Source organism: Gammaproteobacteria bacterium (assembly GCA_013696315.1).
Taxonomy (GTDB): domain Bacteria; phylum Pseudomonadota; class Gammaproteobacteria; order JACCYU01; family JACCYU01; genus JACCYU01.
Window position 1 is genome coordinate 1 of record JACCYU010000160.1, and the last position, 23,253, is coordinate 23,253.

Below are 23,253 nucleotides of genomic sequence, written 5' to 3' on the forward strand. Positions count from 1 at the left end.
GTGAGTTTCGGCAACCCCGAGCGAGAACGCTCGATAGTAATCACCGGCAGCATGTTCTGCGATCTCTCGCATCGTAGCCTGATCGCCGTCACCGGCGAAGATGCGCTCGAATTTCTCCAGAACCAGCTCAGCAGCGATGTGCGTGAAGTGTCCGGGACGCGCACCCAGCTCAGCAGCTATTGCAGCCCGCGCGGCCGTATGCTGGCCAGTTTGCGCGTGTTCTGGCGCGACGACACGTTCTATCTTAACCTGCCCACGGAGATTCTCGCACCGACCCTGGAGCGGTTGCGCATGTTCGTGCTCCGCGCCAGGGTATCGCTGGAAGACCACAGCCTTGAACTGGTTCGGTGCGGCTACGCGGGGCCCGATGCGGGACAGGAACTTAAGCAGGCGCTGGGCGACTGTCCCGCCGCCGTGGACGATGCGTTGCAGGTTGGAGAACTGACCGTACTGCGCATACCGGGACCGCGTCCGCGTTTCGAGATCCACGGACCGACGGGCGCGGTGATGAAGCTGTGGGAGCGGCTCAATGTTCGCGGCGCGCCCGTAGGCGCCGCGCCCTGGGCGTTGCTGGATATCCTCTCCGGCATACCGAACATCTACCCCGCCACGGCGGATCGCTTCGTTCCGCAGATGGCAAATCTGCAAATGATCGGCGGCGTCAGCTTTAAAAAAGGCTGTTATCCGGGCCAGGAAGTGGTCGCCCGCATGCACTATCTGGGCAACCTGAAACGCCGCATGTACCGGCTTAGCGCGGCGACCGACACCATCCCTAAGCCCGGTGACAGCATCGTCGCGGCTGGCAAGGATACGAACGAGCCCAGCGGCACGATCGTAGAGGCGCAACTGAACCCGGATAGTAGCGGCGTCGCTGCGCTGGCGGTGCTGCGGATCGCCGATGCCGAACAGCAGCAACTGCGTCTGTGGGATGCTGAAGGCGCGAAAGTCACGCTCGACACATTGCCTTATGACGGCTGACACCAGCCCCGCGACGCTCGCCAAGTGCCGAGTGCGCGAGCGCGGCACGGCTTCTCCATGCGCGGTATAACGCTGCTGGTCGTGATTGTGGTGCTGATCGCGCTGGCCGGTTACATCGTGCGTCCGAGCAGCAAGGTCGCGTCAAACAGCTTATATATCTTAAGCGGCATCTTCACCGCGCTGCTGGTGCTCGGCATGGCGCGCATGGGCTGATACGTAACGCGCCCGCAACCGGCGCGCAATACTTTCAGCGGGCTTCGGGCCGCATGTGCGGAAATAACAGCACGTCGCGGATCGACGGCGAGTCGGTCAACAGCATCACCAGCCGGTCGATGCCGATGCCCTCGCCGGCCGTCGGGGGCAGACCGTACTCCAGCGCGCGGATGTAGTCTAGGTCGAAGTGCATGGCTTCCGCGTCGCCGGCGTCCTTGGCCATGGCCTGCGCGCGAAAGCGCTCCACCTGGTCTTCCGCGTCGTTCAGCTCCGAGAAACCATTGGCCAGTTCACGGCCCGCGACAAAGAACTCAAAACGGTCCGCAATGGAGTCATCGGCGTCATTCCTGCGCGCCAGTGGCGAAACTGCGGTCGGGTAAGCCGTAATGAAAGTCGGCTCCTGTAACCGCGGCTCCACCGTTTTCTCGAAGATTTCGATCTGCATCCTGCCGGCGACGTCGTCCGGCTTGACTGGCACGCCCAGCCGCTCGGCGAGCGTCTTCAGTGACGCGGTATCGTCAAGCTCGGCCAGGCTTACGCCGTCGTTAAACTGGACGATCGCCTCTTTCACGGTCACGCGCGCGAAAGGTTTTTCCAGATCATATACCTGGCCCTGATAGTTCAGCCGGGTGCCGCCGGTAACCGCGATCGCCAGCCCGCGCAACAGGTCTTCGGTCAGGCTCATCAGGTCGCAGTAATCCGCATACGCCTGATAAAACTCCAGCATGGTGAACTCGGGATTGTGCTGCGCGGAGAGGCCTTCATTGCGGAAATTGCGATTGATCTCGTAAACCCGCTCAAAACCGCCGACCACCAGACGCTTCAGATATAGCTCCGGCGCGATGCGCAGGTAAAGCTTCATGTCCAGCGCGTTGTGATGAGTGACAAAAGGCCGCGCGGCAGCTCCCCCCGGGATGGGCTGCATCATCGGCGTCTCGACTTCGAGGTAGCCGCGCGCATCCAGATATTGGCGGATGAAGCGAATAACCTGGCTGCGCACCCGAAACGCCGCGCGCACCGGGTCATTCATAATCAGATCGACGTAGCGCTGCCGGTAGCGCTGCTCCGGGTTGGTGAGACCGTGGAATTTTTCCGGCAGCGGACGCAGCGATTTCGACAGCAGCCGAAAGTCTTCGACCTTGATGCTGAGCTCGCCGGTTTTCGTCTTGAACAACGCGCCGCGCGCACCGACGATGTCCCCCACGTCCCAGGTCTTGAAATCCGCGTACACGCCGTCGGCCAGCGCGTCGCGCTGTATGAAAAGCTGGATGCGGCCGGACATGTCCCGCACCTGCGCGAAACTGGCCTTGCCCATCACGCGCTTGGCCATCATCCGCCCCGCCACGCTTACGCGCACATTACGGTCCTTGAACTGCTCGTCATCCAGCGCGTCATATTGGCCGTGCAGATCACTCGCTAACGCATCGCGCCGAAAATCATTTGGAAACGCGTAGCCCTTCGCGCGCAGGCTGGCGAGCTTCTCGCGGCGTTGCGCGATCAGCTTGTTTTCGTCGTGCGCGCCGGTGTCGTCATTCATGGTCTTTACAATCCGCTTTTCAGGCTGGCCTCGATAAAACGGTCCAGATCGCCGTCCAGCACCGCTTGCGTGTTGCCAACCTCCACGCCGGTGCGCAGATCCTTGATGCGCGACTGGTCCAGCACGTACGAGCGTATCTGGCTGCCCCAGCCGATGTCCGACTTGCTGTCCTCCAGGGTCTGTTGCTCGCTGCGGCGCTTCTGCATCTCCAGTTCATAAAGCTTGGCCTTGAGCTGTTTTATGGCGACATCCTTGTTCTTGTGCTGGGACCGATCGTTCTGACACTGCGTCACCGCGCCGGTCGGCAGATGCGTGATACGCACGGCCGATTCGGTGCGGTTGACGTGCTGTCCGCCGGCGCCGCTGGCGCGATACACATCGATGCGCAGATCGGCTGGGTTAATCTCGATGTCGATTTCGTCATCGACTTCCGGCGACACGAACACGGACGCGAACGACGTGTGACGACGCGCGCCCGAATCGAACGGCGATTTGCGCACAAGCCGGTGCACGCCGGTCTCGGTACGCAGCCAGCCGTACGCGTAATCGCCCTCGAATTTCACGGTGGCGCTCTTGATGCCGGCGACTTCGCCAGGCGAAACTTCGATCAATTCCGTATCGAATCCGCGCGCCTCGCCCCAGCGCAGATACATGCGCAACAGCATGTTCGCCCAGTCCTGCGCCTCGGTGCCGCCGGAGCCGGCCTGAACATCCAGAAACGCGTTATTGGCGTCCAGTTCGCCGGCAAACATGCGGCGGAATTCGAGCTGTTCGATGGCCTGCTCGAAACGCGCCAGCTCACCGTCAAGCTCGGCGAGCATCGCTTCGTCGTCGTCTGCCGCCGCCAGTTCGACCAGGGCTGCGCTATCGCTTAAGCCCTTGCTCAAGTCGCGCAGGACGTGGACGATGTCCTCCAGTCGCGCACGTTCCTTGTTGAGGCCCTGCGCGCGCGGCTGGTCGTTCCAGATATCCGGCTGCTCCAGTTCGCGCGCGACCTCTTCCAGCCGCTCGGCCCTGGCATCGTAGTCAAAGATACCCCCTGAGCGCGGTGGCGCGCTGTTTGAGGTCATCCAGTCGTGCGTATATCGCGTTGAGTTCCTGCATGGCGTGTTAACGGCAAAAAGAGCGTAATACTACAACAAGCGCCGCAATGAATTCGCGCCGGCAGCGGATTACGGCTGTAACGGTCGCAGATGCGTCACGTTGAGTTGCGGAGACACGCGCCCCTGGTACTCGTTCTCGTCGAAGCGATACAAAAGGTACACCGCGCGAACGTCTTTGGTCCATTCGAGGGCGTCGATGTTGAATACGATCGCATCGAGCAGACACGCGCCGCCGCGCGGCCTTATCTTAAGCTTCAGGTGCCGTTCGCCGACCGGCCGCTGTGTCACGATTTCGAATTCGCCTTCGAACAACGGCTCCGGAAACCCCTGACCCCAGGGCCCACCCGCGCGCAGCAGCCGCGCCACTTCGAGCGTGAAATCCGCATCACTCAATTCGCCATCGGTATACTGCACGCCGTCGAGTTGCTCCGGCGTGATCGCGGCGCGCACCGCAAGCTCGAAGGCGGTGCGGAAAGCGTCGAAGTGCGCGGCCGGCATGGTCAGGCCCGCCGCCATCGCGTGGCCACCGTACCGCGTGATCAGTCCCGGGTTGTGCGTGGCCACGGCTTCCAGCACATCCCGGATGTGCAATCCCGCAACCGATCGCGCGGAACCCTTGAGCGTGTGTTCACCCGCATCGGCGAACACGATAGCCGGCCGCTGGAAACGCTCCTTGATACGCGACGCCAGAATGCCGATCACGCCCTGATGCCAGCCAGCATCGAACAAACAAAGGCCGTGCGGCAGTGCGTCGTCCCGCAGTGCATCGAGCGTCCGCAACGCGACCAGCGCCTGCGCATGCATGTCGCTTTCGATCACGCGCCGCTGGCGGTTCAGTTCATCGAGCTCGCCGGCCAGTGCCCCCGCACGTTCCTCGTCATCGCACAGCAGACACTCGATGCCGATGGACATGTCCTGCAAACGGCCGGCGGCGTTGAGCCGTGGACCGGCAGCGAAGCCTAGATCTGAGGCCACTGCGCGCTCATGCGAGCGACCGGCGCAACGCAGCAGCGCGGGAATGGCGGGGATGCAATGCCCGGCGCGGATGCGTCGCAAACCCTGCTCGACCAGAATGCGATTGTTGTGATCCAGCGGCACCACGTCGGCGACCGTCCCCAGCGCAACCAGGTCCAGGTACCGCGCCATGTTCGGCTCGGCAAGCCCGTGCCTGGCAAACCAGTCCACCGCCCGCAACCGCGTGCGCAACGCCAGCATCAGGTAAAACACCACACCGACGCCAGCCAGCGTCTTGCTGGGAAAAAAGTCGCCTGGCAGATTGGGGTTGACGATCGCATCGGCGGCGGGTAACTGCGCAGCGGGCAGATGATGATCGGTAATCAGTACGCGCATGCCGCGCGCTTTCGCCGCCGCCACGCCCTCGACGCTGGAGACACCGTTATCGACCGTAATCAGCAGCTCGGGCGAGAGCCCGGCGCCGACCGCGACGATTTCCGGGGTGAGTCCATAGCCGTATTCGAAACGATTGGGTACAAGGTAATGCACGTCTTGTGCGCCGAATGCCCGCAGCGCGCGCACGGCCAGCGCGGTGCTGGTGGCGCCGTCTGCGTCGAAGTCGCCAATGATCAGAATCCGGCTGCCGTGTTTCAGCGCGTGCATCAGCAAGTCGGTAGCGGCCGCCATGCCGGACAAGCCCTCGCAGGCATGCAGCCGGCTCAAGCCGCATTCCAGTTGCCACGCCTCGGTGATACCGCGGTGGGCATATAGGCGCTGAAGCAGCGGGTGCAGACCATCGATATGCAGGGGCATGGCGCTGCGGGCAAGGATTCTGGGCGCGCGGATCATTCAAACGCCGGCAAAGGTATCCAGACTGCGCGACCTTCGCCAGATGCGCCATTGCCGCGCACGGTCGATGCGATAGCGCCCGCCAAGGCAGTCGTAAAGATCGCATCCGGCCACATGCCCGTTTCTGATTGCCCGCGTCAGCGGCTGGAACCATGCCTGTTCCAGCGCGGTCATTTCGCTGCACCAGGCGGAGAAATCGTCATATCGTGCGGGCGGCAACAGGTTTTCCAGGCTCACCAGATGGGCGCCCCGGGCCGCGCCCGACAGCATGTCGTCAAGCGAAGCCGCCGCTGGCTTGGTATCGATATCCGCCAGCCGCGCCAGGCCGCGCGCAAGCGGATCGTCCGACCAGACCGCGTCCACGCTCACGCTCAAACGTTCGCGCTCCGGCAGCGGGCCGGGGCCGGCCAGCCACAGGCCATTGATGATCGGCTTACCACGATTCTCCCGCAAGCGATTGAGGTCACACCCGTAAAACAGCATTTGAGTCTCGTTGAGGAATGACCGCCAGCGCGCGGCATCCGGACCGGCAGGCAGACAAGCCTGCACTGCCCGCCCCATGACCTGTCGTTGCGCATGGGTGGTGATACGGGCTGTCGAGGGCAATCTTAAATGCCAGTACGCTCGTGACGTGATCTCCAGCGCCAGGCCGCTGCCCGCGAAATGTGTAGCGAAAATCTCGCCCAGCCCGCGCGCTTCCGACTCGGTGATACTGAGCGAGCCGCTATCGCGCAGGTAAACGCTCGCCACATCGGCTTTCAGGTTCACCGGATCGGCACACAGCCAGACTGCGCCGTCACTATCGCGACCAAAGCCGAATCGGCGCAGCGCGCCCAGCGGCAGATCGAGATCGTTAAGCGCAGCGAGACCGAACACCCAGCACAGGCACGCATCCACCCCATTGGCCGGCGCCATGAACTTTTCGGCCTTGGCAAGCAATGCCTCAACGCCTTCGAAGCGGGGCAACGGGCCGAAATCCATCACCCACCGCAGGGCTCTGTCAAGCAGACCCGGTGCCAACAAATGCAGTCTGAGGTCGCTCATGCGCGCGGCCCTCGGCACGGTTAGCATTTTAGGTTCCGGGCACCCGACTGGATATCCCGTGTTACGGGGATTTGATTGTCACAATCCGGAGCTTGCCATAAAATCGCAACGGCATAGCCGATGAACGTTATACTGGCATGGTAGTTGGCCACCTAGAGTCTCACCCGAAATCTACATTTGAAATCAATCATTATCGAGCGGCCGGTTGTGGGGAGGCACTGTCCGGAGGAGCGCGATGCAGCATTCAGAGGTCGATAGCGTCAATCACGTCAGATTCGTGCAGTCGGTTGTCAACGGCACTCACGGTGGCGGCGAGGAAGTCGAAAGCCAGATTGCCCGTTCATGGCAGCGTTGTTTTAAAGAACATCATCTGGACCCGGCTGGCCGGCACGAGCCGGTGCTGCTCGCCCGCACGGAACTCCTGGAACGGCAGGATCGCACCGCCCGCCTGCTCGAGGTCGCCAAACTGGAAATGGCGAATCTTTACCAGCAGGTCGCAGGCTCTGGCTACGCGATTCTGCTGGCGGACGCGGACGGCGTAATCGTCAACTACATCGGCGATCCGCAGTTTACCAGCGCGGCCGCACGGAGCGGACTGCAGAACGGCGCCGTGTGGAGCGAGCTGACGCAGGGGACGAATGGCATGGGCACCTGCCTGATCGAGAAGAAACCTTTGGTCGTGCATCATAAGGATCATTTTTTTGCGCGCAATACCATTTTGACCTGCTCCGCGGCGCCGATCTTCTCGCCCCAAGACGAATTGGTGGCCGTGCTGAACGCGGCTGGCGAGTCCAGCATGGCGCAGCAGCATACTAAAGTCCTGATCAACATGTCTGCCCAGATGATCGAGAACCGCCTCTTTCTCGGTGCCTACAAGGATCGTTTTCTGGTGCGTTTTCACAGCCGTCCAGAGTTCGTAAGCACCTTGGGCGAAGGCGTGATTGCGTTCAATGACCACGGCGTCGCCTGCGCGGTGAATCGCAGCGCGCTGTTCCAGTTGGGCGTGGCGTCGAAAGACTGTCTGATCGGCAAACGGATCGAGAACATCTTCGATCTGAGCATGAACAGCCTACTGGCGCTGGCCGCGCGGCGGCCGTTTCAACCCGCGCCGATCCACGACACCAACAGCGGACGGCGCTTCTTCGCGGCCATTCAGTCGCCCGAACAGAATGCGCCGTCGGCGCCGTTTAAGTCCGAGGAGGCATCAGGCCGCGAGCGCAAGGCGCTTGACGGCAATGCTTTTCAGGGGCTTGAGTTCGGCGATGCGCAGATGATGGAGAATATCCGGCGCGCGGAAAAAATACTGGGCAAGGACATCCCGGCCATCCTGTACGGCGAAACCGGCACCGGCAAAGGACGCTTCGCCAAGGCGCTACATCTCGCCGGCGGCCGTTCCGGAAAGGCATTCGTCGCAGTCAACTGCGCGGCAATTCCAGAAACGCTGATCGAAAGCGAATTGTTCGGCTACAAGCCCGGCGCGTTCACCGGCGCGCGCCGTGACGGCAGCCGCGGCAAGATCGTGCAGGCCAACGGCGGCACTCTGTTTCTGGACGAGATCGGCGACATGCCCCCGCAGCTGCAGGCGCGTCTGCTGCGCGTGCTGGAAGACAAGGAAGTGATGCCGCTGGGCGGCGAATCCCCAATTAAAGTCGACATTCACGTGATCAGCGCCACCCACTGCGACCTGGCGAAACTCATCGAGGAAGGCAGGTTCCGACGGGATCTGTTCTACCGGCTGCACGGCATCAGTCTGTGCATGCCGCCGCTGCGCGAACGCACCGACCGCCGCCGGCTGATCAAGCATCTGCTCAAGACCGAAACCGGCCCCGCCGCCGCGGTCAGGATTCAGCCCGAAGTCATGAAGACGCTGGAGAACCACGAGTGGCCGGGCAACATCCGGCAGTTGCGCAATTGCCTGCGCACCCTGCTGGCGCTGTGCGAAGACAACACCATCGACATGGACGACCTGGACGCCGAACTTCTTCTGGGGCGCAATCCGGCGCAACTACCGTCGTGTCACGCCGAGGACGAAGCCCCGCAACAGGACAATCCACTGGCGTGCGCCGAACGCGATGCCATAGTGCGCGAGCTCGAAGGAATGCGCTGGAATGTCACCAAGGTCGCCGGACGGCTCGAGTTGAGCCGCAATACGCTTTACCGCAAGATGCGGCGTTACGGTATCAAACCCCCGCGCTGACCTCGCCCGCGGCGAACCTGGCCGCGACATGCGGCGGTATTCGGCCACGACACCTGATCCGTTGCGCTATTCCATCGTCAACTCGTTGCGGAGATCGAATTGCCCGAGCACATTCTGTTCTTGACCGGCAAGCTCGCCGAGCGGAGCTTGCAGCAGGTGCTCGAGGGTATGCAGCCGACCGAATTCACTTACCACGTGCATCAGATTGGCATCAGCGTGGCTGCGCTGATGTCTACCGACCTTATCAGTCGCCGTCTCAAGGGAACCTTCGACGTCGATCGTATGGTCCTGCCCGGCCACTGCCGCGGCGACATCGACGCGCTGTCCCATCAATTCGGCGTGACGGTCGAACGGGGACCCAAGGAACTGAAAGACCTGCCGCAGTACTTCGGACGTGAGGCCGCGCAAGTCGATCTGAGCCGGTTCGACGTGCGCATCTTCGCCGAGATCGTGGATGCGCCGGATCTGTCGATCGAAAAAATCCTCGAGCGCGCGCAAGAATATCGTCGCGACGGCGCCGACGTGATCGATCTGGGCTGTCTGCCCGCCACGCCGTTCCCGCACATGGCGGACGCGGTGCAAGCCTTGAAGCAGGCGGGCTTTCAGGTCAGCGTCGATTCGCTGGACGCCGACGATCTGCGGCGCGGCGCAGAGGCGGGCGCGGATTACCTGTTGAGTCTGACCGAACAAAGTCTGGCGCTCGCCGATGAAGTCGACGCCACACCAGTGCTGATTGCCGCCGAAACAAGCGAACTCGATTCGCTGTTTCGCGCGATCGATACCTTGCTTGCGCGCGACCGGCGCTTCATTGCCGACGCGGTGCTGGACCCCATCCACGCGGGATTTACCGATTCGCTTCTGCGCTATCACGCCTTGCGGCAGCGTTATCCAGACATCGAAATCATGATGGGCACCGGCAACCTCACCGAGCTGACACACGCCGACACCGCCGGCAATACCGCGTTGCTAATGGGGATTATTTCAGAGCTGGCCATCGGTCATATTCTTACCACGGAGGTCAGCCCGCACTGTCGCACCGTGATACGCGAGTGCGATCGCGCGCGACGCATCATGTATGCTGCGCGCGCGCAGAGCACACCGCCGCGCCTCATCGACGAGGGGCTGCTGGCACTGCACGAACGCCGCCCATTCCCGTACAATCTCGACGAGGTCAAGGCCACCGCCGCGGCCGTCAAGGACCCCAATTACCGCATCCAGGTCACCGAGGAAGGCGTGCACATTTACAACCGGGACGGGTTTCATTCAGGCCACGATCGCCAGGATCCCCTCATTTTCTATCCGCATCTGGATGTCGCGGACGACGGCGGTCATGCGTTTTATCTCGGCATGGAACTGGCGCGCGCGCAGATCGCTTGGCAGCTTGGCAAGCAGTACAGTCAGGACGAGGAACTTAAATGGGGCTTCGCGGTAGAGCAGCCCGCGGAAGACCTGGAGCAATTCGCGGAAGAAGGGTCCACCCTCAAAGACCGGCGCCAGAAACGCGCCCAGACCAGCAAGAAACGCCGGCAACATAAGGCATGATCCGCGAGTGCATCGTCACCACCCGCTGCGAAGACGGTAACGCACATGTCGCGCCCATGGGCGTGCACGTAAGCGTCGCGCCCGCAGGCGCGCAAGTAAGCGATAATGCGCTGATGATCGCGCCGTTCAAGCCCTCCGCGACCTTGGAAAATCTGCTGCGCGAGGGCAATGCCTGTATCAACTACACAGACGATGTGCGCGTGTTCGCCGGCTGTTTGACCGGGCGACGCGACTGGCCGGTGCGCGCCGCGGATCATATCCAGGGCTTGCGGCTCGCTGATTCTCTCGCGCACGCCGAGGTCGAAATCGCGCGTATCGACGGAGACGAACTGCGGCCGCGGTTCCACTGCCGGGTGGTATTCGAGGCGACGCACGCGTCGTTTCGCGGCTACAACCGCGCGCAGGCCGCCGTACTCGAACTGGCGATTCTGGTGAGCCGTCTCGACCGTCTGCCGTTAGATAAAATTGAAAGCGAGATCGAATACTTGAAAATTGCAATCGAGAAAACCGCCGGGCCGCGCGAGCGCCAGGGGTGGGAGTGGCTGATGGCGAGCATTGACGCGCATGACAAGCGCGCTCCGTCATGACCCGCCTGCTCGCCAGCGTCACGAATATCGAAGAAGCCGAGCTGGTGATCAGCGCCGGCGCGGATATCGTGGACCTCAAGGATCCGGCGCGCGGCGCGCTCGGCGCGCTGCCGTTGTCGAGGATTCGAGCAATCGTAAACGCGGTCGCAGGACGGCGTCCCGTTAGCGCCACAATCGGCGATCTGCCGGCCGACCCCGATGCATTATCGTGGACCGTCAACGACACCGCGGCCACCGGCGTGGATTTCGTCAAGGTCGGCTTGTTCGGCCCGGAATACTTCGACCAATGCCTGCATGCGCTAGCGCACAATGCGGCCGCTGGTGTCCCCCTCGTGGCCGTGTTGTTCGCGGACAGGCAACCTTACTCTAATGTCGTGGCTCGCATAGCGGACACGGGTTTCAAAGGCGTCATGCTCGACACGGCCGATAAAGCCGGCGGCGGCCTGCGCCAGCATCTGTCCCTGGAGGAGTTATCGGCATTTGTGGCCGCGGCCAGGGCACAAGGTCTGCTGACAGGGCTGGCGGGCAGCCTGCGCATGGCGGACATCGGACCGTTGCTTGCCGCCGACGCCGATTACCTTGGCTTTCGCACCGCGTTATGCGGCGGTCATGCGCGCACCGCCGCTGTCGATCCCGCGGCGGTGGTCGCCATACGGGCCTGCCTGCGCCGGGCGGAAACCTACGAACCATCGACATCGACATGGATTCGCGCGACGATCGACGCATCGGATGCATAGATCTGGGTTAAGCACGTCCTGGTCCGAGTTTCGCGCACACAAAATGGTGTTCCGGTGGCGCCGGGACCGAAGGCGGCGAATCAATTAGATATTCAGCGGCACGCCCTGCTCGGTCAGCAATTTCTTGAGTCCGCGCATGACCGGAAAAACTTCTTGGTTCCAGTCGGCGCCCTGCATGTCGAACGCCTTCTGCTCCTCTTCCACGATCCAGCGGTCTTCCGCGAAAATGCTGTTGGTGAACCAGGTGATGAAGGGCCACAACAGAGTGATCAGGCCGGGAATGGCGGGCCGCCTGATCATCATCAGGCCGTAGGTGTGATTGATACGCTGCGCGCGATCCACCGGGATGTATGCATTCCATAGATCGAGCGCGGGTTCCTGGCTACCAGCAGTCCAGAACCTTAAGGTCTGATAGGGGTACTCGGTGCGGATGGTCATCAAATCCTTCGGACGCTGCTCGGTGGGCGCGGGTCGCCTGCCCAGCATGAACTTTTCGCCCAGCGGCTGTCGCCCGCTCGCGCGAGAGAATGTGTAATCGGCCTCTATCCAGTTCTCGCCGCTGCGCAGTTCCCTGAACATCGTCCTGATGCCGCCCATCAGCCTGCGATGCAGAAACTGATGGTTCATGTCCATCAGGTTCTCGTGCATGAACGAATAGTGGCAGTTGACCCGCCGATCGAGGTAGCGCGTTTTGTAACGGGGGTCGTCGGCTGACGGCACGTCCGGAAAAGGGACTTCATGCTGCGTGTTCACATCGCCGGGAAACACGAACACGAGCCCGTACGCCTCCCGGCAAGGGTAGCTGCGCACGCCGTTGGGAAGCGACTTGTCCTTGTTCAGATACGGCACATTGACGCATCTGCCGGTGCGATCGTAAGTCCAGCGATGATAGCCGCACTGCAGGCGCTCACCGACCACTACACCCGCGCGTAGCGGCACCTGCCGGTGCGCGCATCGATCCTCCAGCGCGAACAAATCGTCGCTCGCGGTTCTCACCAGCACGATGGGCTCGCCCGCGAATGAAACGCCCAGCGGCTTGCCCCGCCTTACGTCTTGTGAGCGGCTGACCGGGTACCAGTAGTCCGGATGAATCCCGGTCGCTCTCAGGTCCCGCGCGGTATTCGAATAATCCTGTGAGTCAGGCAAAACATCGGTGACGGCAGACATAGATTTCTCCCTTATATCGAGGCGTGCTCAGGACATGACGGCATGATAACGCGAGCCAAATGCGTCGCCAAACGTCGATGCCTAACGGTGCGACGGATAAGCCTGAAGCGGGAATTAAGGCAGATCAGTTTTCTCGTCCAGCAGTCCCCGCCAGTGCAATTGGTACGCTGCCCACGCGAACAGGGGCGCTCCGACCGTGGCCGCCGCCAGCAGCGGCGCCATCCAGTCGAGCAGCGCGGCCGCGGGAATCACGATCATCGCGTCATCGGGATCGAAGCGCGGTAATGCGCGCAGTTCACCGGCGCGGCGTCCATGCTGCTGCTCGACTCGCGTAACCCACCACAGTATGCAGATGATCGCCGCACCCGCGACGATACCCATGGGTATGGCCGACGCACAAAACAGACCATCGCGCAGGCCGATACCGATGCCGACGAAAGCCAGCGCGTTGCACGAGGTATCGGCAATCAGGTCGTACTGGTGACCCCAAGGGCTGGACTTGCCGCTGGCGCGCGCCAGTTCGCCATCGGCTCGATCCAGCAGCATGGACAGCAGAAACATCGCCGCCGCCCAGTACTGCCAATCCAGCGCGAACATCGCCGCCGCCGCGAGACCCGACACCAGGCGAGCCGTGGTGATGTGATTGGGCGTCACCGGTGTATCGATCAGCGGTCGTACGCTGGCGCGCACGCTGCGGTGTAACCAGGTGTCGTGACTCATGACTATACTTGCAGGACTGTGTGGAATGCGGCTAGCAGGCGATCGATATCGGCCGTCGTGATCGCGCCCATCACGGCCACGCGAAAAATAGTGCTCGCGAACTTGGCCTGTCCCGCGTAAATGATGAAGCCGCGCGTCTTTAAGCCGTCGTGCAAGGTCTCGTAGGTTATGTCCACGGGCAGCCGGTACGCGCTCAGCACCACCGAGGCCTGACTCTTCGCCACCAGCGGTTCGATACCCAGAGCCGCGAGCCCATGCCTGAGCTTGTCCGCGAGCGCGCGATAGTGATCATGCCGCGCGGTCCTGCCGCCCTGCGCTTCGAACTCGACGAGCGCCTGCTTCAGCGCGTAGAAAACATGCACCGGCTGGGTGAACGGCGTGTCACGCCGGTCCTGTTCGCGGCAGTAGTTCGCCAGATCCAGATAAACCGATCGCGCCGTCCCCGCTGACAACTGCTCCCGCCGTGCGATGACAAACGATACGCCGGGCGCGCCGTGCAGACATTTATTCGCGGTAGCAGCGCAGGCGGCGATGCCGGGTTGCTCGAAATCGATTGGTTCCGCGCCGAAGCTGCTCACCGCGTCGACCAGCAGGTGCACACCGCGCGCGCGGCACAACTCACCCAGCGCCGCCAGCTCGTTGAGGCGACCCGTCGTGGTCTCGTGATGCGCTACCCCGATGTGACTAAGTTCCGGCTGCGCGTTCAGTAACTCCTCTATGCCTTTGATCTCAAGTTGACTTTCCCAGGGATGCGCAAGCGCGCGGTGTTCGATGCCATGCGCGTGGGCGATGGCGGTCATGCGCTCTCCGTAGACGCCGTTTTCAATGACCAGCAGCCTGCCGTCGCGTGGCACCAGGCTGGTCAGCATCGCTTCCACCGCGGCGGTGCCGGAACCCGCAAGCAGCACGGCCGCCCACGCATCGTCCGAGAGCCCGTAGACGCGCAACAAGCTGTCGCGGATCGATGCCTGCAAATCGGCGAATTCCGATTCGCGATGGCAGAGATCGGGACCGGACAGCGCCTGACGCACTTCCGGCGAGAGCGTGACGGGTCCGGGATTCAGCAGAATCATGCCGGCCCGGTTGAGGGCGTCGACGGCGCGCCGATGTGCGCCATAAAGCGTGCGCGCACCTCGGCCGGCGACAAGGTCGGGCGCGGCAGAACTTCAAGTGTGCCGGTGCGAATCTTGAGGCAACCGAAGCGCGGTCCAATCCTGCCCGTGCCGCCGAGCAGATGATCCAGAATCGAGAGGTTGTCATCCTCAAGCGCGATTGGATAACCACACGCACGGGCAATGCCGGCAAACGAAACATTGTTGGATACCGTCGCCTGCGCGCCGGTCGAATCGTGCGCCTCGTTGTCGAGCAGAATGTGCACCAGATTGCCGCCGCCGTAGGCGCCCAGGGTCGCGAAATTGCCCATGCGCATCAATGCCGCACCGTCGCCATCGATGACGACCACCCGCAGGTCCGGGCGCGTCATCGCTAGTCCCAGCCCCAGCGATGACGCGCACCCCATGGAACCGACCATATATAAGTGATTCGGCCGATCGGAGAGCGCGTACAACTCGCGGCCCGTGTAACCGGTAGTCGCGATAACAACCGTGTTGGGCTGCGCGGTCATCTCGACCACACGTTGCAGAACCTTCGCGCGCGAGAGGCGCGCCGTGAGCGTATGTGCGCCGCCGATCCTCGCCTTCTGGTCGCGGTCGTAACGCAGCTTGTGCCGCTGCGTCGAGTCGGAGCGCGCCACCGAATCCTTGCGCATGACCAGCGCGTAGGGGCGCATCATGTCGCTCATGTGCGACTCGGCACGCCGCAAGGTCTCTTCGATGCGGCCAGCGTCGGTCGGGAAGTATTCCCAGGGAATACGCATCGCGTCCAGCACACCACCGGTCATCTCGCCCATGAGCTGATGTTGCGGCTCATCGTTAAGCTCCGGATCGCCGCGCAAGGTCACGATCAGCAGCATCGGAATGCGAAACGCATGCGCCAGCGACACCAGCGGGTTGACCGCGTTGCCCAGCCCGGAATTCTGCATCATGGCGATCGGGCGCTGCCCACCCAGAAACGCGCCCGCGCAAATCGCGACCGCGTCGCCTTCGTTGGCGGATGACACGTAAACCAGATTGTCGTCGGCGATCGCGTAATCGATGAACGGCGTCAGAAACGAGCACGGCACTCCGGCATAGCGGTGGTAACCGAAGTCGCGTGCGCGCTCGACGAAGTCCCGCGCCTCGATCATGACTCGCGCTCAGGCCCCGCATGCCGCTGCTGACCATGCGCGAAATCACTGGCGCGGCTCAAATCCTCCATGCGATTCACGTCCAGCCAGTGGCCATGAATGTAGAGCACCTTCACACGTCTACCCGTCTCGATCAGGCGGTTGAGCAAGTCGGTGACACCGAGGCTGTCGAAGTCCGCACGCTCTCGCAGATCGTCCATTTCTTCGAGCAGCCATTCCCGGCCCGGTCCCACCACTCTCAGCATGCCGATCCAGCGTCCGGAAGGCTGATCGTCGTCATGGTTCGCGTGGTACGCGACACGCAAGAGATCGACGTCCTCGTGGAACAGGGCATGGTCGTCGGGGCGCGAGCACCACGCGAGATCACGATAGTCGCGGCTCGCTTCGCGCGGCAGTACGGAGTCGATCACCACCATGATCTCGCCGCGCATGTCCAGCAGGTCGGACAGAATGTAACGGCGAAACAGCAGATCGCCATAGGTGATGACGGTGTCCTCCCTGATGGCCTCGCGCGCGCAGGCCAGCGAAGCAAGCTCGCCGCTGATCATGTAGTCAGGATTGCGTAGCACCTGGACGCCGCTCAGATCGATGGCCTCGGCCTTGTAGCCGGCCACGACCGCCGTGTGATGTACCTGCTGGCTCTTGAATTCGTCCACCAGACGCTGCAGGAGCGGCTTGTCGCCGATGGACAGCATGACCTTGGGACAATTCTCGGTGAGCGCCTCCAGCCCCCGGCCGCGCGTGGCCGCGAGCACCACCGAATGCCGGATCGTGCCGGCGGCGAAATAGCGCTTTTCCGCGCCGGCCAGTTCGTCCGCGCCCTGCAGGCGGAAAATCTCCCTGACCGGCGCGATGTGATCTTCCACGCTGGCGATCGTCTGTGTGGTCTGAATTTCCTCGGCGACTCTCCGCATGGCCGCCACCGCGCCACGGAGCATGTGATTTGCCCATATCACCGTGCTGATGCCCGCCATGAGAAACACTTCGGTGGGCGTGCTGTAATATTTGGTCGGGACGATCACGAGCGGCAGGCGATTTTCCCAGCGCTGCGCGAACGCCAGCACCTCGGTGGCCTGCGACTGCGCGCTGTGTATCAGTATCGCGTCCGCGCCCGCGTCCTGATAGGCGCGCGCGCGGTGCAGCGCCTCATCCAGCCCCCAGCCGGCGACCAGTGCCTCGATCCGCGCCACCACGCAAAAATCCGGATCGAGCTGGCTGTCCTTGCCGGCCTTGATCTTGCCGCTGAATTCATCGACATCGCACAGGGGCTGGCGCACGCCCTCGATGAAGCTGTTGGTCTTGGGAAATAATTTGTCTTCAATGCATACGCCGGCCACGCCGCGCTGCTCGAGCTTTTTCACCAGCCGCCGCGTGTTGTTGAAATTGCCGTAACCCGTATCACCGTCCAGCAGAATGGGAATCGAGGTCGCGTCACACATGAATTCCAGCATGTCCACAACCTGCGTCCAGCTCGCCTCGTTGTTGTCACGCACGCCGAACTGCGCGGAGATCGCCAGACCGCTGGCCCAGATGCCCTTGAATCCCGCTTCCTCGACAATGCGGGCGCTGATACCGTTGTGCGCCTCCATGATGAATTCGAGCTGCGGCGAATTTAACAGCGCGCGGAGCTGAGCGCTTTTCGAGGGAGTCTGCATTAAGAAGCTAAGTGACTAATCGGAAAAAGGGTCGAACCGTAATGTGCGCAAAAGCGCGGCCAAAGGCAAGTCTGCCGGCGAACCGTGGTCTTGTGGCCGAATTGGCAACCAAATAAGCGGTCGCGTTCACTACCGGTGCGCGACCAGCCGCGGCACTATTTCGCTGCGCGCACGCTCGATATCTTCCGGAAAATCGATCTCCAGCCACGGCAGGCCGGTGATATCCTCGAAGCCGAACTGGTCCGGTTTGGCCAGCAGCACGTCTCGCAGGGCCTCCTCAAAAGGCGTATCCAAGGCGCCGGCTTCGACATACCGTGCGGTCACGGCTAGCAGCTTTTGCGTTACGGGATTCGACAGGCGGAAAAAACCAACCGATTCACCAAGGTAATCGCAAACGACATCGACCTGCTTTCTGAATTCGACCAGACGCCCGTCGCGCACGCAGAGCTTGACCGGTTCGTCGCCGGGCTCCATGTCGCGATCCAGTAGAAAGCAGTTGGGATGCGGAGACGACATCAGACGCTCGATCATGCGGTGGTCGTAAAGCACGTCCGCGTCCATCAGCAACACGTTGTCACCAGCGAAGCACTCGCGCAGGCGCCACAGGGTCACGATGCTGCCTTGGCGGTAGTCCGGATTTTCGATCAATCGCACGGCGTGGCCGCCGTCAAGTTCCGCGAGCGCTTGCGCAATGTCGGCAGCCTGATGCCCTACCCCGATAGTCAGGTTATCGATACCGCAGTCCCGCAGGATCTCGAGATGCCGCTGCAACAGCGTTTTCCCGTCGAATTCGAGCAGGCATTTAGGTGTGTCTAACTCTAGGCGCCGCCCCACGCCGGCAGCCAGCATCACAGCTTTCATCGGTAGCGGATCCGTGCGATTTGATCCATCACGCGTCCGCCGATCAGGATTCCATAATCCGGCGTCGCCAGGAGTGCCGGCCTTCGACGAACTGCCAGGCGAGGATGCCCGGCAGCCCCAGCGCCAGTTCGCGCACGCGCTTGGCGAGCGAGAGCGCCAGTGCGACTGTCGGCGGTACGCCCAGCAGGCCGCCGAGCAGGATAAATCCACTTTCCTGCACGCCCAGCGCGCCGGGCACCGCGAACGCCGCCGAACGTATGGCCTGTCCCAGGCTTTCCAGGATCAGCGCCTCGACGAGACCGACCGGATGCCCCAGAAACCATAGCGCGAGCCACACCTCGCCGGCGCCCAGCACCCACCCCGCCAGACGCCAGCCGCAGGCACTCCAGATCGCGTATCGATCGCGGTAAAGCGCTACCACTTCGCGATCCAGCGCCACCACACCGCCGGTTATAGACTGCCACCCGCCGCCCTGAGCCAGGCGTTCCAGCCCGCGCGCGAGTACCAGGAACACGCCGGCGCGTTGCGCGATGACAAACGAACCCGCGATAACGCCGAAGACGGCGATCCCGATCAACAGTTCCGCCGCCGCGTCACTGGACCCGGCGTGCCACAGCAGCAGAACCACACCCATCAATGCGAACGCGATCAACGTCACCATACCGGCGGTGAGATCGACGATTACCGAGGCGCCGGCCGGCACGCCCGACATGCCGCCACGACGCAGTAATCGCACGCGCAGCAGGTCACCGCCCACTTGCGCGACCGGGAACAGGGAGTTGACCGATTCGCCCAGCCAGCGGATCCACACGAGTTCGCTCAATGATTGACCGTGGCCCCGCGGCAACAGCGCGCGCCAGCCGAGCACATCCAGCAGCAGCGGCGCCAGATGAAACACGGTGATCCACGCAAGCCCCCAGCCGGCCTCGCCCAGCACGCGCAGGACATCACCCAGACCCTGATAAACGGTGACGCCGATAAACAGGCTCAGGCCCGCAAGCCAGGCGCCGTACAGTGCGAAGCGCAGTTTCATGGCGCCACCGCCGCTCCGCGCAAAAACCACGCGACAGCGTCGCGCAAGGCCTCAAACGCCGGCCGCGGCGCATACGCCAACTCGCGTTGGGCCTTGTCGCTGCTGTAGTACATGCGTTTTTTCGCCATGCGTACGCTATCCACTGTCAGCGGCAGGTTCTCGGCGCGCAGCAGCCGACCGCAGCCTTCCGCAACATACGCGATCGGCAGCAACACGTTGTGCGGCACTCTGATCCGCGGCGGACGTCGGTCGGACAGCTCCGCGATGGTCGTCAGGATCTGTTTTAGCGATAGATTCTCGCCGCCCAGCACATAGCGTTCGCCGATGACGCCGCGCTCCAGTGCGCGCAGGTGCCCGTCGGCCACGTCGTCCACATGCACGATATTCAGGCCGGTATCTACGTACGCTGGCATGCGGCCTTTGGCCGCGTCCGCCACCATGCGCCCGGTGGGTGTGGGCTTGATGTCGCCAGGGCCGACCGGCGTAGAGGGGTTGACGATCACCGCCGGCAGGTGCGCCTCGGCAATCAGGGCATGCACTTCGGCCTCGGCCAGAAACTTGGAACGTTTGTAATCGCCTATCATGTCGTCAAGCGTGACTGGCGTGTCCTCGTCGGCGGGCGCGCCATCCCGCGTTGTCCCCAGGGTCGCCACACTGCTGGTGTAAACCACGCGCCTGACTTTCGCCGCGAGCGCCGCCCGCATGATGTTACGCGTGCCCTCGACATTGGCCGCGTAAATGGTGTCGGGATCTAGCGCCCACAGCCGGTAATCGGCGGCCACGTGAAACAGCGTATCGCACCCTGTTAACGCCCGCTCCAGCGACACTCGATCGGTGAGATCGCCCACCACGCGCTCGACGCTAAGCCCCTGGAGGTTACGCGGATCGCTGTGCGCCCGCGTGAGCACGCGCACCGCCTGACCCGCGTGTAACAGACGCCGCGCGACCGCCGCGCCCACAAATCCCGTCGCGCCGGTTACCAGGGTCGTCATGACGGTCGATGGCAGGCGCCAGCGCGGCGCCGCAATCGGAAAATTAACCGCGGCGTATTCCGCGGCAGGCAATCAAAATTGTGGGTCATGGGGGATCCTGACGCCAGCTCAGCAGCGCCGGCAAGACTATAAGCGTCACGCCCAGAGTCAAGAGAACGCCGACGGTGAGCAGAAACCCGAGACTTGCAGTGCCCGGATGGGCGGAAAACGCAAGGCTGCCAAAACTGACGATGGTAGTCAACGCACTGTAGAACACCGCCCGCGCCGTGCTGGTGCGCAGCAAGGTGGCGTACGAACCCGGCTGGCTGCGCAGCCGGTGCATCATGTGAATGCCGTTGTCCACGCCGATACCAAGCAGCAGCGGCAAGGCGATGATGTTGGCGAAATTGAACGCGTGACCGCTCAGCGTCACCACCGCGCCGGTCAGCGCGCCGCCCAGCAACAGCGGCGCCAGCACCAGCAGTGCGTCGCGCGGCCCACGCATCAGCAATAACAATAACACCGCGATCACCAGCAACGACGTGACAAACGCCTGCTGAAACGCGGCGACAACCGCCTCGCCTGCTTTCAGACTGATCACCGGCAGGCCGGTCGCGTGCGGTGCAAGTGCACTTACCTGCGCCACGAACTGGCGCAACGCCTCGCTGTCGCCCAAGTCGTCTTTGGGGAAGGCTTCCACGCGGTAGGCGCCACCCGGCGCGCGCCACTGCGCCGCCAGCGGCGGGGGCAGGACTTTAAATCCTACGGGGCCGGCCTTGAGCGCCGTGTCCAGCACATTCAATGTATCCGGCAAGGTAGCCAGCAGACTGCGATCCAGCGCCGCCAGGCTGTGCGCCGCCGCGACCTGCGTGCCATCGCTCAGATCATCGAGCAGCCGTCTTATATCGGCGCGCAAGCGTGCGGTGAGCGCGGGCCAGCGCGGCTCGGCGCCGCTGTGCAGATGCCGCGCGAGCGCCGCCTGAAAATCCTCAAGCGCCGCGCGCTGTTCCGCATAAGACGGCGGGTCTACTTTAGCGCCAGTCATCAGGGTCAGCCCCATGACCAGCCGCATGTCGTCGATGATCGCGAGCTTGCGTACCTGCCGCGCGGGCACGTGGTCGGGCAGGCTGACCGCGCGGCTGACCGAGGGCAGCTCGCGCAGGCGCTCCGCCACCGTTGCGGCCGCGGTCGCGTCGGGCTCAAGGACGGAAATACTCCATGGCGGCGTGTCGTCACTGTCCACGAGGTCCTGAAAAGTCGCGACCGATTCGCTGTCGGGATCGCGCAGGTTGAGCGGATTGTAATCGAAGCTCGCAAACGGAAGGCTCAGCGCCGCTACTGCCGCCAGCGCCAGCGCGGTGCGCCTTATCGCGCGCGCATGCCGGCGCGGAAACGCAGCCACCGCATCGGTGTAACGCCCGAACGACGCGGGCCCGGATGATTCAGGCCCAGACCATGTAGACAATATGTCGCCACTCGCGCGCGATGGGAACAGGGTCAGCAACGCGGGCAGCAGGCTCAAGCTGGTAATGAGGCTGATGAACACGCCGGCGCCGGCGATCAGTCCCAGCTCCGAAACGCCTGCGTATGCAGTCGGCACGAACGCGAAGAAGCCCACCGCCGTGGTCGCCGCCGCGAGCGCCAGCGAGGTGCCGACATGGCTCACGGCCGTGCGCAGAACGGCTGACTGTTCGGCGCCGCGCGTATTCAGTTCACGGCACCGCAGACACAGATGGATCGCGTAGTCGGCGCCAAGACCGATGTTCATGACCGCGAAAGCGACCGAGATCAGGTTCAGATGCCCTATTGCCACCGCCGCGAAGCCCGCGGTGATTATCAGGCTGGCCAGGAGTGTCGCCACCGACGCGGCGACCATGCGCGGCGAACGCATGCCGGCGAGCAGCACCAGTATTACCAGCGCTAAAGAAACCACCGCGCCGGTGCCGGCGCCGCGCGCGACGCTTTGCATCTCGTCGTACTCCAGCGCCGCGGCGCCGGTTATGCGCAAGGTCACGCCCTGGGAACCGTCCAGCGCCATGGCGTGTTTCAGTCCTTCCAGCGCGTTCATGGCGGGGGCGGCCGGCAGCCAGTTGCCGTAATCCAGCCGCGGCTGAGCGAGAATGAACTGCCGTGCGCCCGAGTCCGATGCGGCATTGCCCAGCATCAGGCCCTGCCAGGAAAGACGATGGAAGCGCCCTGCCCCTTGCGCCTCGATGGCGGTCTCCAGCGCTTTCAGCAGTGGCGACAAGTCCAGCTTCTCGCCGTCATCCACTGCGTTCAGCGCCTGTGTCAGCATTTGCTGCAGTCCGCGCAAGGATTGATCCTGCGCGAGCGTGCCCAGAAAGGGCTGCACCTGCGCGAGGTCGTCCGCGAGCTGCCGCAATTCCGGTACATCGAGGTACAGAAACGCATGCCGGTCGAAGAACGCGCCGGCACCGGGGCGCGATACCGTCCTGAACAGCGTGTTGGTGCGCTTTAGTTTATTTGCGACCCGGTCGGCGGCGGCGCGCGCGAGTTCTGGCGTATCACTTTCGATCACCAGCAGCAGGGTGTCCACATACTGCGGAAACGCGCGTTTATAGGTTTCGTAGTCCTGGCGAAACGGCAACTCGGCCGATAGCATGTCCGCGCGATCGGTATCCATGCCGAGATGCTGGGACGCGTAATATACGGAGCCGACGGCTATAACGACGAATGACAGCACCACTGCCCGCGGCGCGCGGGCCACGCGACTGATCCACCATCCTATGGCGACGCTCAAGGCAGTTTCCAGTCGGGACATCGGCAGCGAGTACTCAGGCCGGCGGAGGTGTTACGAACGTGCGGTAATCAGGCGGCGGCCTTGGCTGGCGTGAGGGAA

General features: G+C 63.0%; 19 protein-coding genes. 6 read left to right on the forward strand and 13 right to left on the reverse strand.

The window, feature by feature from the left end; all coding sequences use genetic code 11:
* Together H0V34_09620 and H0V34_09625 are read left to right on the forward strand one after the other, a co-directional pair.
* Positions 1–978: folate-binding protein YgfZ (locus H0V34_09620; protein ID MBA2491939.1), on the forward strand; the 978-nt coding region annotated here is incomplete at its 5' end.
* 57 nt (positions 979–1,035) lie between these two features.
* Positions 1,036–1,191, forward strand: coding sequence for a hypothetical protein (locus H0V34_09625; GenBank protein ID MBA2491940.1), 156 nt, complete (start codon positions 1,036–1,038; stop codon positions 1,189–1,191).
* A 34-nt stretch (positions 1,192–1,225) separates the two neighbouring features.
* Here H0V34_09625 and lysS read toward each other — a convergent pair whose 3' ends face one another.
* From lysS to H0V34_09645, 4 genes are all read right to left on the reverse strand, one after another.
* A complete protein-coding gene (lysS, locus tag H0V34_09630) occupies positions 1,226–2,728 on the reverse strand; it encodes a lysine--tRNA ligase (protein ID MBA2491941.1) in 1,503 nt (500 codons plus the stop codon).
* A 5-nt stretch (positions 2,729–2,733) separates the two neighbouring features.
* Positions 2,734–3,832, reverse strand: a protein-coding gene (gene prfB / locus H0V34_09635) for a peptide chain release factor 2 (protein ID MBA2491942.1) whose coding sequence is annotated in 2 segments (ribosomal slippage) — positions 2,734–3,756 and positions 3,758–3,832 — 1,098 coding nt in all. Because the reading frame shifts where the segments join, the coding sequence is not laid out codon by codon here.
* Between the two features lie 68 nt (positions 3,833–3,900).
* Positions 3,901–5,634 carry a single-stranded-DNA-specific exonuclease RecJ gene (recJ, locus tag H0V34_09640; protein ID MBA2491943.1) on the reverse strand — a complete coding sequence of 578 codons (1,734 nt, stop codon included), beginning with the start codon at positions 5,632–5,634 and terminating at the stop codon, positions 3,901–3,903.
* Positions 5,635–6,678 carry a hypothetical protein gene (locus tag H0V34_09645; GenBank protein ID MBA2491944.1) on the reverse strand — a complete coding sequence of 348 codons (1,044 nt, stop codon included), beginning with the start codon at positions 6,676–6,678 and terminating at the stop codon, positions 5,635–5,637. It lies immediately after the preceding gene.
* Between the two features lie 235 nt (positions 6,679–6,913).
* On the opposite strand from H0V34_09645, the gene H0V34_09650 reads away from it, so the two are divergent.
* The 4 genes from H0V34_09650 (at position 6,914) to H0V34_09665 (ending at position 11,741) form a co-directional block, all read left to right on the forward strand.
* Entirely contained in the window at positions 6,914–8,875 is a 1,962-nt protein-coding gene (locus H0V34_09650; protein ID MBA2491945.1) for a sigma-54-dependent Fis family transcriptional regulator, read from the forward strand.
* Between the two features lie 99 nt (positions 8,876–8,974).
* A complete protein-coding gene (locus H0V34_09655; GenBank protein ID MBA2491946.1) occupies positions 8,975–10,417 on the forward strand; it encodes a dihydropteroate synthase in 1,443 nt (480 codons plus the stop codon).
* The gene (locus H0V34_09660; GenBank protein ID MBA2491947.1) at positions 10,414–11,004 is read left to right on the forward strand and encodes a DUF447 family protein; all 591 of its coding nucleotides are present in this window, start codon (positions 10,414–10,416) and stop codon (positions 11,002–11,004) included. Before H0V34_09655 ends, H0V34_09660 begins: the two co-directional genes overlap by 4 nt.
* The gene (locus H0V34_09665; protein MBA2491948.1) at positions 11,001–11,741 is read left to right on the forward strand and encodes a (5-formylfuran-3-yl)methyl phosphate synthase; all 741 of its coding nucleotides are present in this window, start codon (positions 11,001–11,003) and stop codon (positions 11,739–11,741) included. Before H0V34_09660 ends, H0V34_09665 begins: the two co-directional genes overlap by 4 nt.
* Before the next feature lie 84 nt (positions 11,742–11,825).
* On the opposite strand, the gene H0V34_09670 is transcribed toward H0V34_09665, so the two are convergent.
* From H0V34_09670 to H0V34_09710, 9 genes are all read right to left on the reverse strand, one after another.
* Positions 11,826–12,908, reverse strand: coding sequence for an aromatic ring-hydroxylating dioxygenase subunit alpha (locus H0V34_09670; GenBank protein MBA2491949.1), 1,083 nt, complete (start codon positions 12,906–12,908; stop codon positions 11,826–11,828).
* 114 nt (positions 12,909–13,022) lie between these two features.
* Positions 13,023–13,628 carry a CDP-alcohol phosphatidyltransferase family protein gene (locus tag H0V34_09675; GenBank protein ID MBA2491950.1) on the reverse strand — a complete coding sequence of 202 codons (606 nt, stop codon included), beginning with the start codon at positions 13,626–13,628 and terminating at the stop codon, positions 13,023–13,025.
* Positions 13,629–13,630: 2 nt separating this feature from the next.
* Positions 13,631–14,701, reverse strand: coding sequence for a 2-aminoethylphosphonate--pyruvate transaminase (locus tag H0V34_09680; GenBank protein MBA2491951.1), 1,071 nt, complete (start codon positions 14,699–14,701; stop codon positions 13,631–13,633).
* A complete protein-coding gene (aepY, locus tag H0V34_09685) occupies positions 14,698–15,873 on the reverse strand; it encodes a phosphonopyruvate decarboxylase (GenBank protein MBA2491952.1) in 1,176 nt (391 codons plus the stop codon). Before aepY ends, H0V34_09680 begins: the two co-directional genes overlap by 4 nt.
* A complete protein-coding gene (aepX, locus tag H0V34_09690) occupies positions 15,870–17,528 on the reverse strand; it encodes a phosphoenolpyruvate mutase (protein MBA2491953.1) in 1,659 nt (552 codons plus the stop codon). The genes aepY and aepX overlap by 4 nt, the downstream gene beginning before the upstream one ends.
* Before the next feature lie 129 nt (positions 17,529–17,657).
* The gene (locus H0V34_09695) at positions 17,658–18,389 is read right to left on the reverse strand and encodes a phosphocholine cytidylyltransferase family protein (protein ID MBA2491954.1); all 732 of its coding nucleotides are present in this window, start codon (positions 18,387–18,389) and stop codon (positions 17,658–17,660) included.
* A 43-nt stretch (positions 18,390–18,432) separates the two neighbouring features.
* Positions 18,433–19,422, reverse strand: coding sequence for a flippase-like domain-containing protein (locus H0V34_09700; GenBank protein ID MBA2491955.1), 990 nt, complete (start codon positions 19,420–19,422; stop codon positions 18,433–18,435).
* On the reverse strand, positions 19,419–20,414 hold the full coding sequence (locus H0V34_09705) for an NAD-dependent epimerase/dehydratase family protein (GenBank protein ID MBA2491956.1): 996 nt from the start codon (positions 20,412–20,414) through the stop codon (positions 19,419–19,421). The genes H0V34_09700 and H0V34_09705 overlap by 4 nt, the downstream gene beginning before the upstream one ends.
* Positions 20,415–20,499: 85 nt before the next feature.
* Positions 20,500–23,175 carry an MMPL family transporter gene (locus tag H0V34_09710; protein ID MBA2491957.1) on the reverse strand — a complete coding sequence of 892 codons (2,676 nt, stop codon included), beginning with the start codon at positions 23,173–23,175 and terminating at the stop codon, positions 20,500–20,502.
* Between the last annotated feature and the right edge of the window lie 78 nt (positions 23,176–23,253).

Excerpts from the sequence above, each read along its gene's own strand:
- H0V34_09660 (MBA2491947.1), top strand. The coding sequence starts at position 10,414 with ATGATCCGCGAGTGCATCGTCACCACCCGCTGCGAAGACGGTAACGCA.
- H0V34_09700 (MBA2491955.1), bottom strand. The coding sequence starts at position 19,422 with ATGAAACTGCGCTTCGCACTGTACGGCGCCTGGCTTGCGGGCCTGAGC.
- H0V34_09675 (MBA2491950.1), bottom strand. The coding sequence starts at position 13,628 with ATGAGTCACGACACCTGGTTACACCGCAGCGTGCGCGCCAGCGTACGA.
- H0V34_09670 (MBA2491949.1), bottom strand. The coding sequence starts at position 12,908 with ATGTCTGCCGTCACCGATGTTTTGCCTGACTCACAGGATTATTCGAAT.
- aepY (MBA2491952.1), bottom strand. The coding sequence starts at position 15,873 with ATGATCGAGGCGCGGGACTTCGTCGAGCGCGCACGCGACTTCGGTTAC.
- H0V34_09625 (MBA2491940.1), top strand. The coding sequence starts at position 1,036 with ATGCGCGGTATAACGCTGCTGGTCGTGATTGTGGTGCTGATCGCGCTG.
- lysS (MBA2491941.1), bottom strand. The coding sequence starts at position 2,728 with ATGAATGACGACACCGGCGCGCACGACGAAAACAAGCTGATCGCGCAA.
- H0V34_09695 (MBA2491954.1), bottom strand. The coding sequence starts at position 18,389 with ATGAAAGCTGTGATGCTGGCTGCCGGCGTGGGGCGGCGCCTAGAGTTA.
- H0V34_09680 (MBA2491951.1), bottom strand. The coding sequence starts at position 14,701 with ATGATTCTGCTGAATCCCGGACCCGTCACGCTCTCGCCGGAAGTGCGT.
- H0V34_09650 (MBA2491945.1), top strand. The coding sequence starts at position 6,914 with ATGCAGCATTCAGAGGTCGATAGCGTCAATCACGTCAGATTCGTGCAG.
- aepX (MBA2491953.1), bottom strand. The coding sequence starts at position 17,528 with ATGCAGACTCCCTCGAAAAGCGCTCAGCTCCGCGCGCTGTTAAATTCG.
- H0V34_09710 (MBA2491957.1), bottom strand. The coding sequence starts at position 23,175 with ATGTCCCGACTGGAAACTGCCTTGAGCGTCGCCATAGGATGGTGGATC.
- H0V34_09705 (MBA2491956.1), bottom strand. The coding sequence starts at position 20,414 with ATGACGACCCTGGTAACCGGCGCGACGGGATTTGTGGGCGCGGCGGTC.
- H0V34_09665 (MBA2491948.1), top strand. The coding sequence starts at position 11,001 with ATGACCCGCCTGCTCGCCAGCGTCACGAATATCGAAGAAGCCGAGCTG.
- recJ (MBA2491943.1), bottom strand. The coding sequence starts at position 5,634 with ATGATCCGCGCGCCCAGAATCCTTGCCCGCAGCGCCATGCCCCTGCAT.
- H0V34_09645 (MBA2491944.1), bottom strand. The coding sequence starts at position 6,678 with ATGAGCGACCTCAGACTGCATTTGTTGGCACCGGGTCTGCTTGACAGA.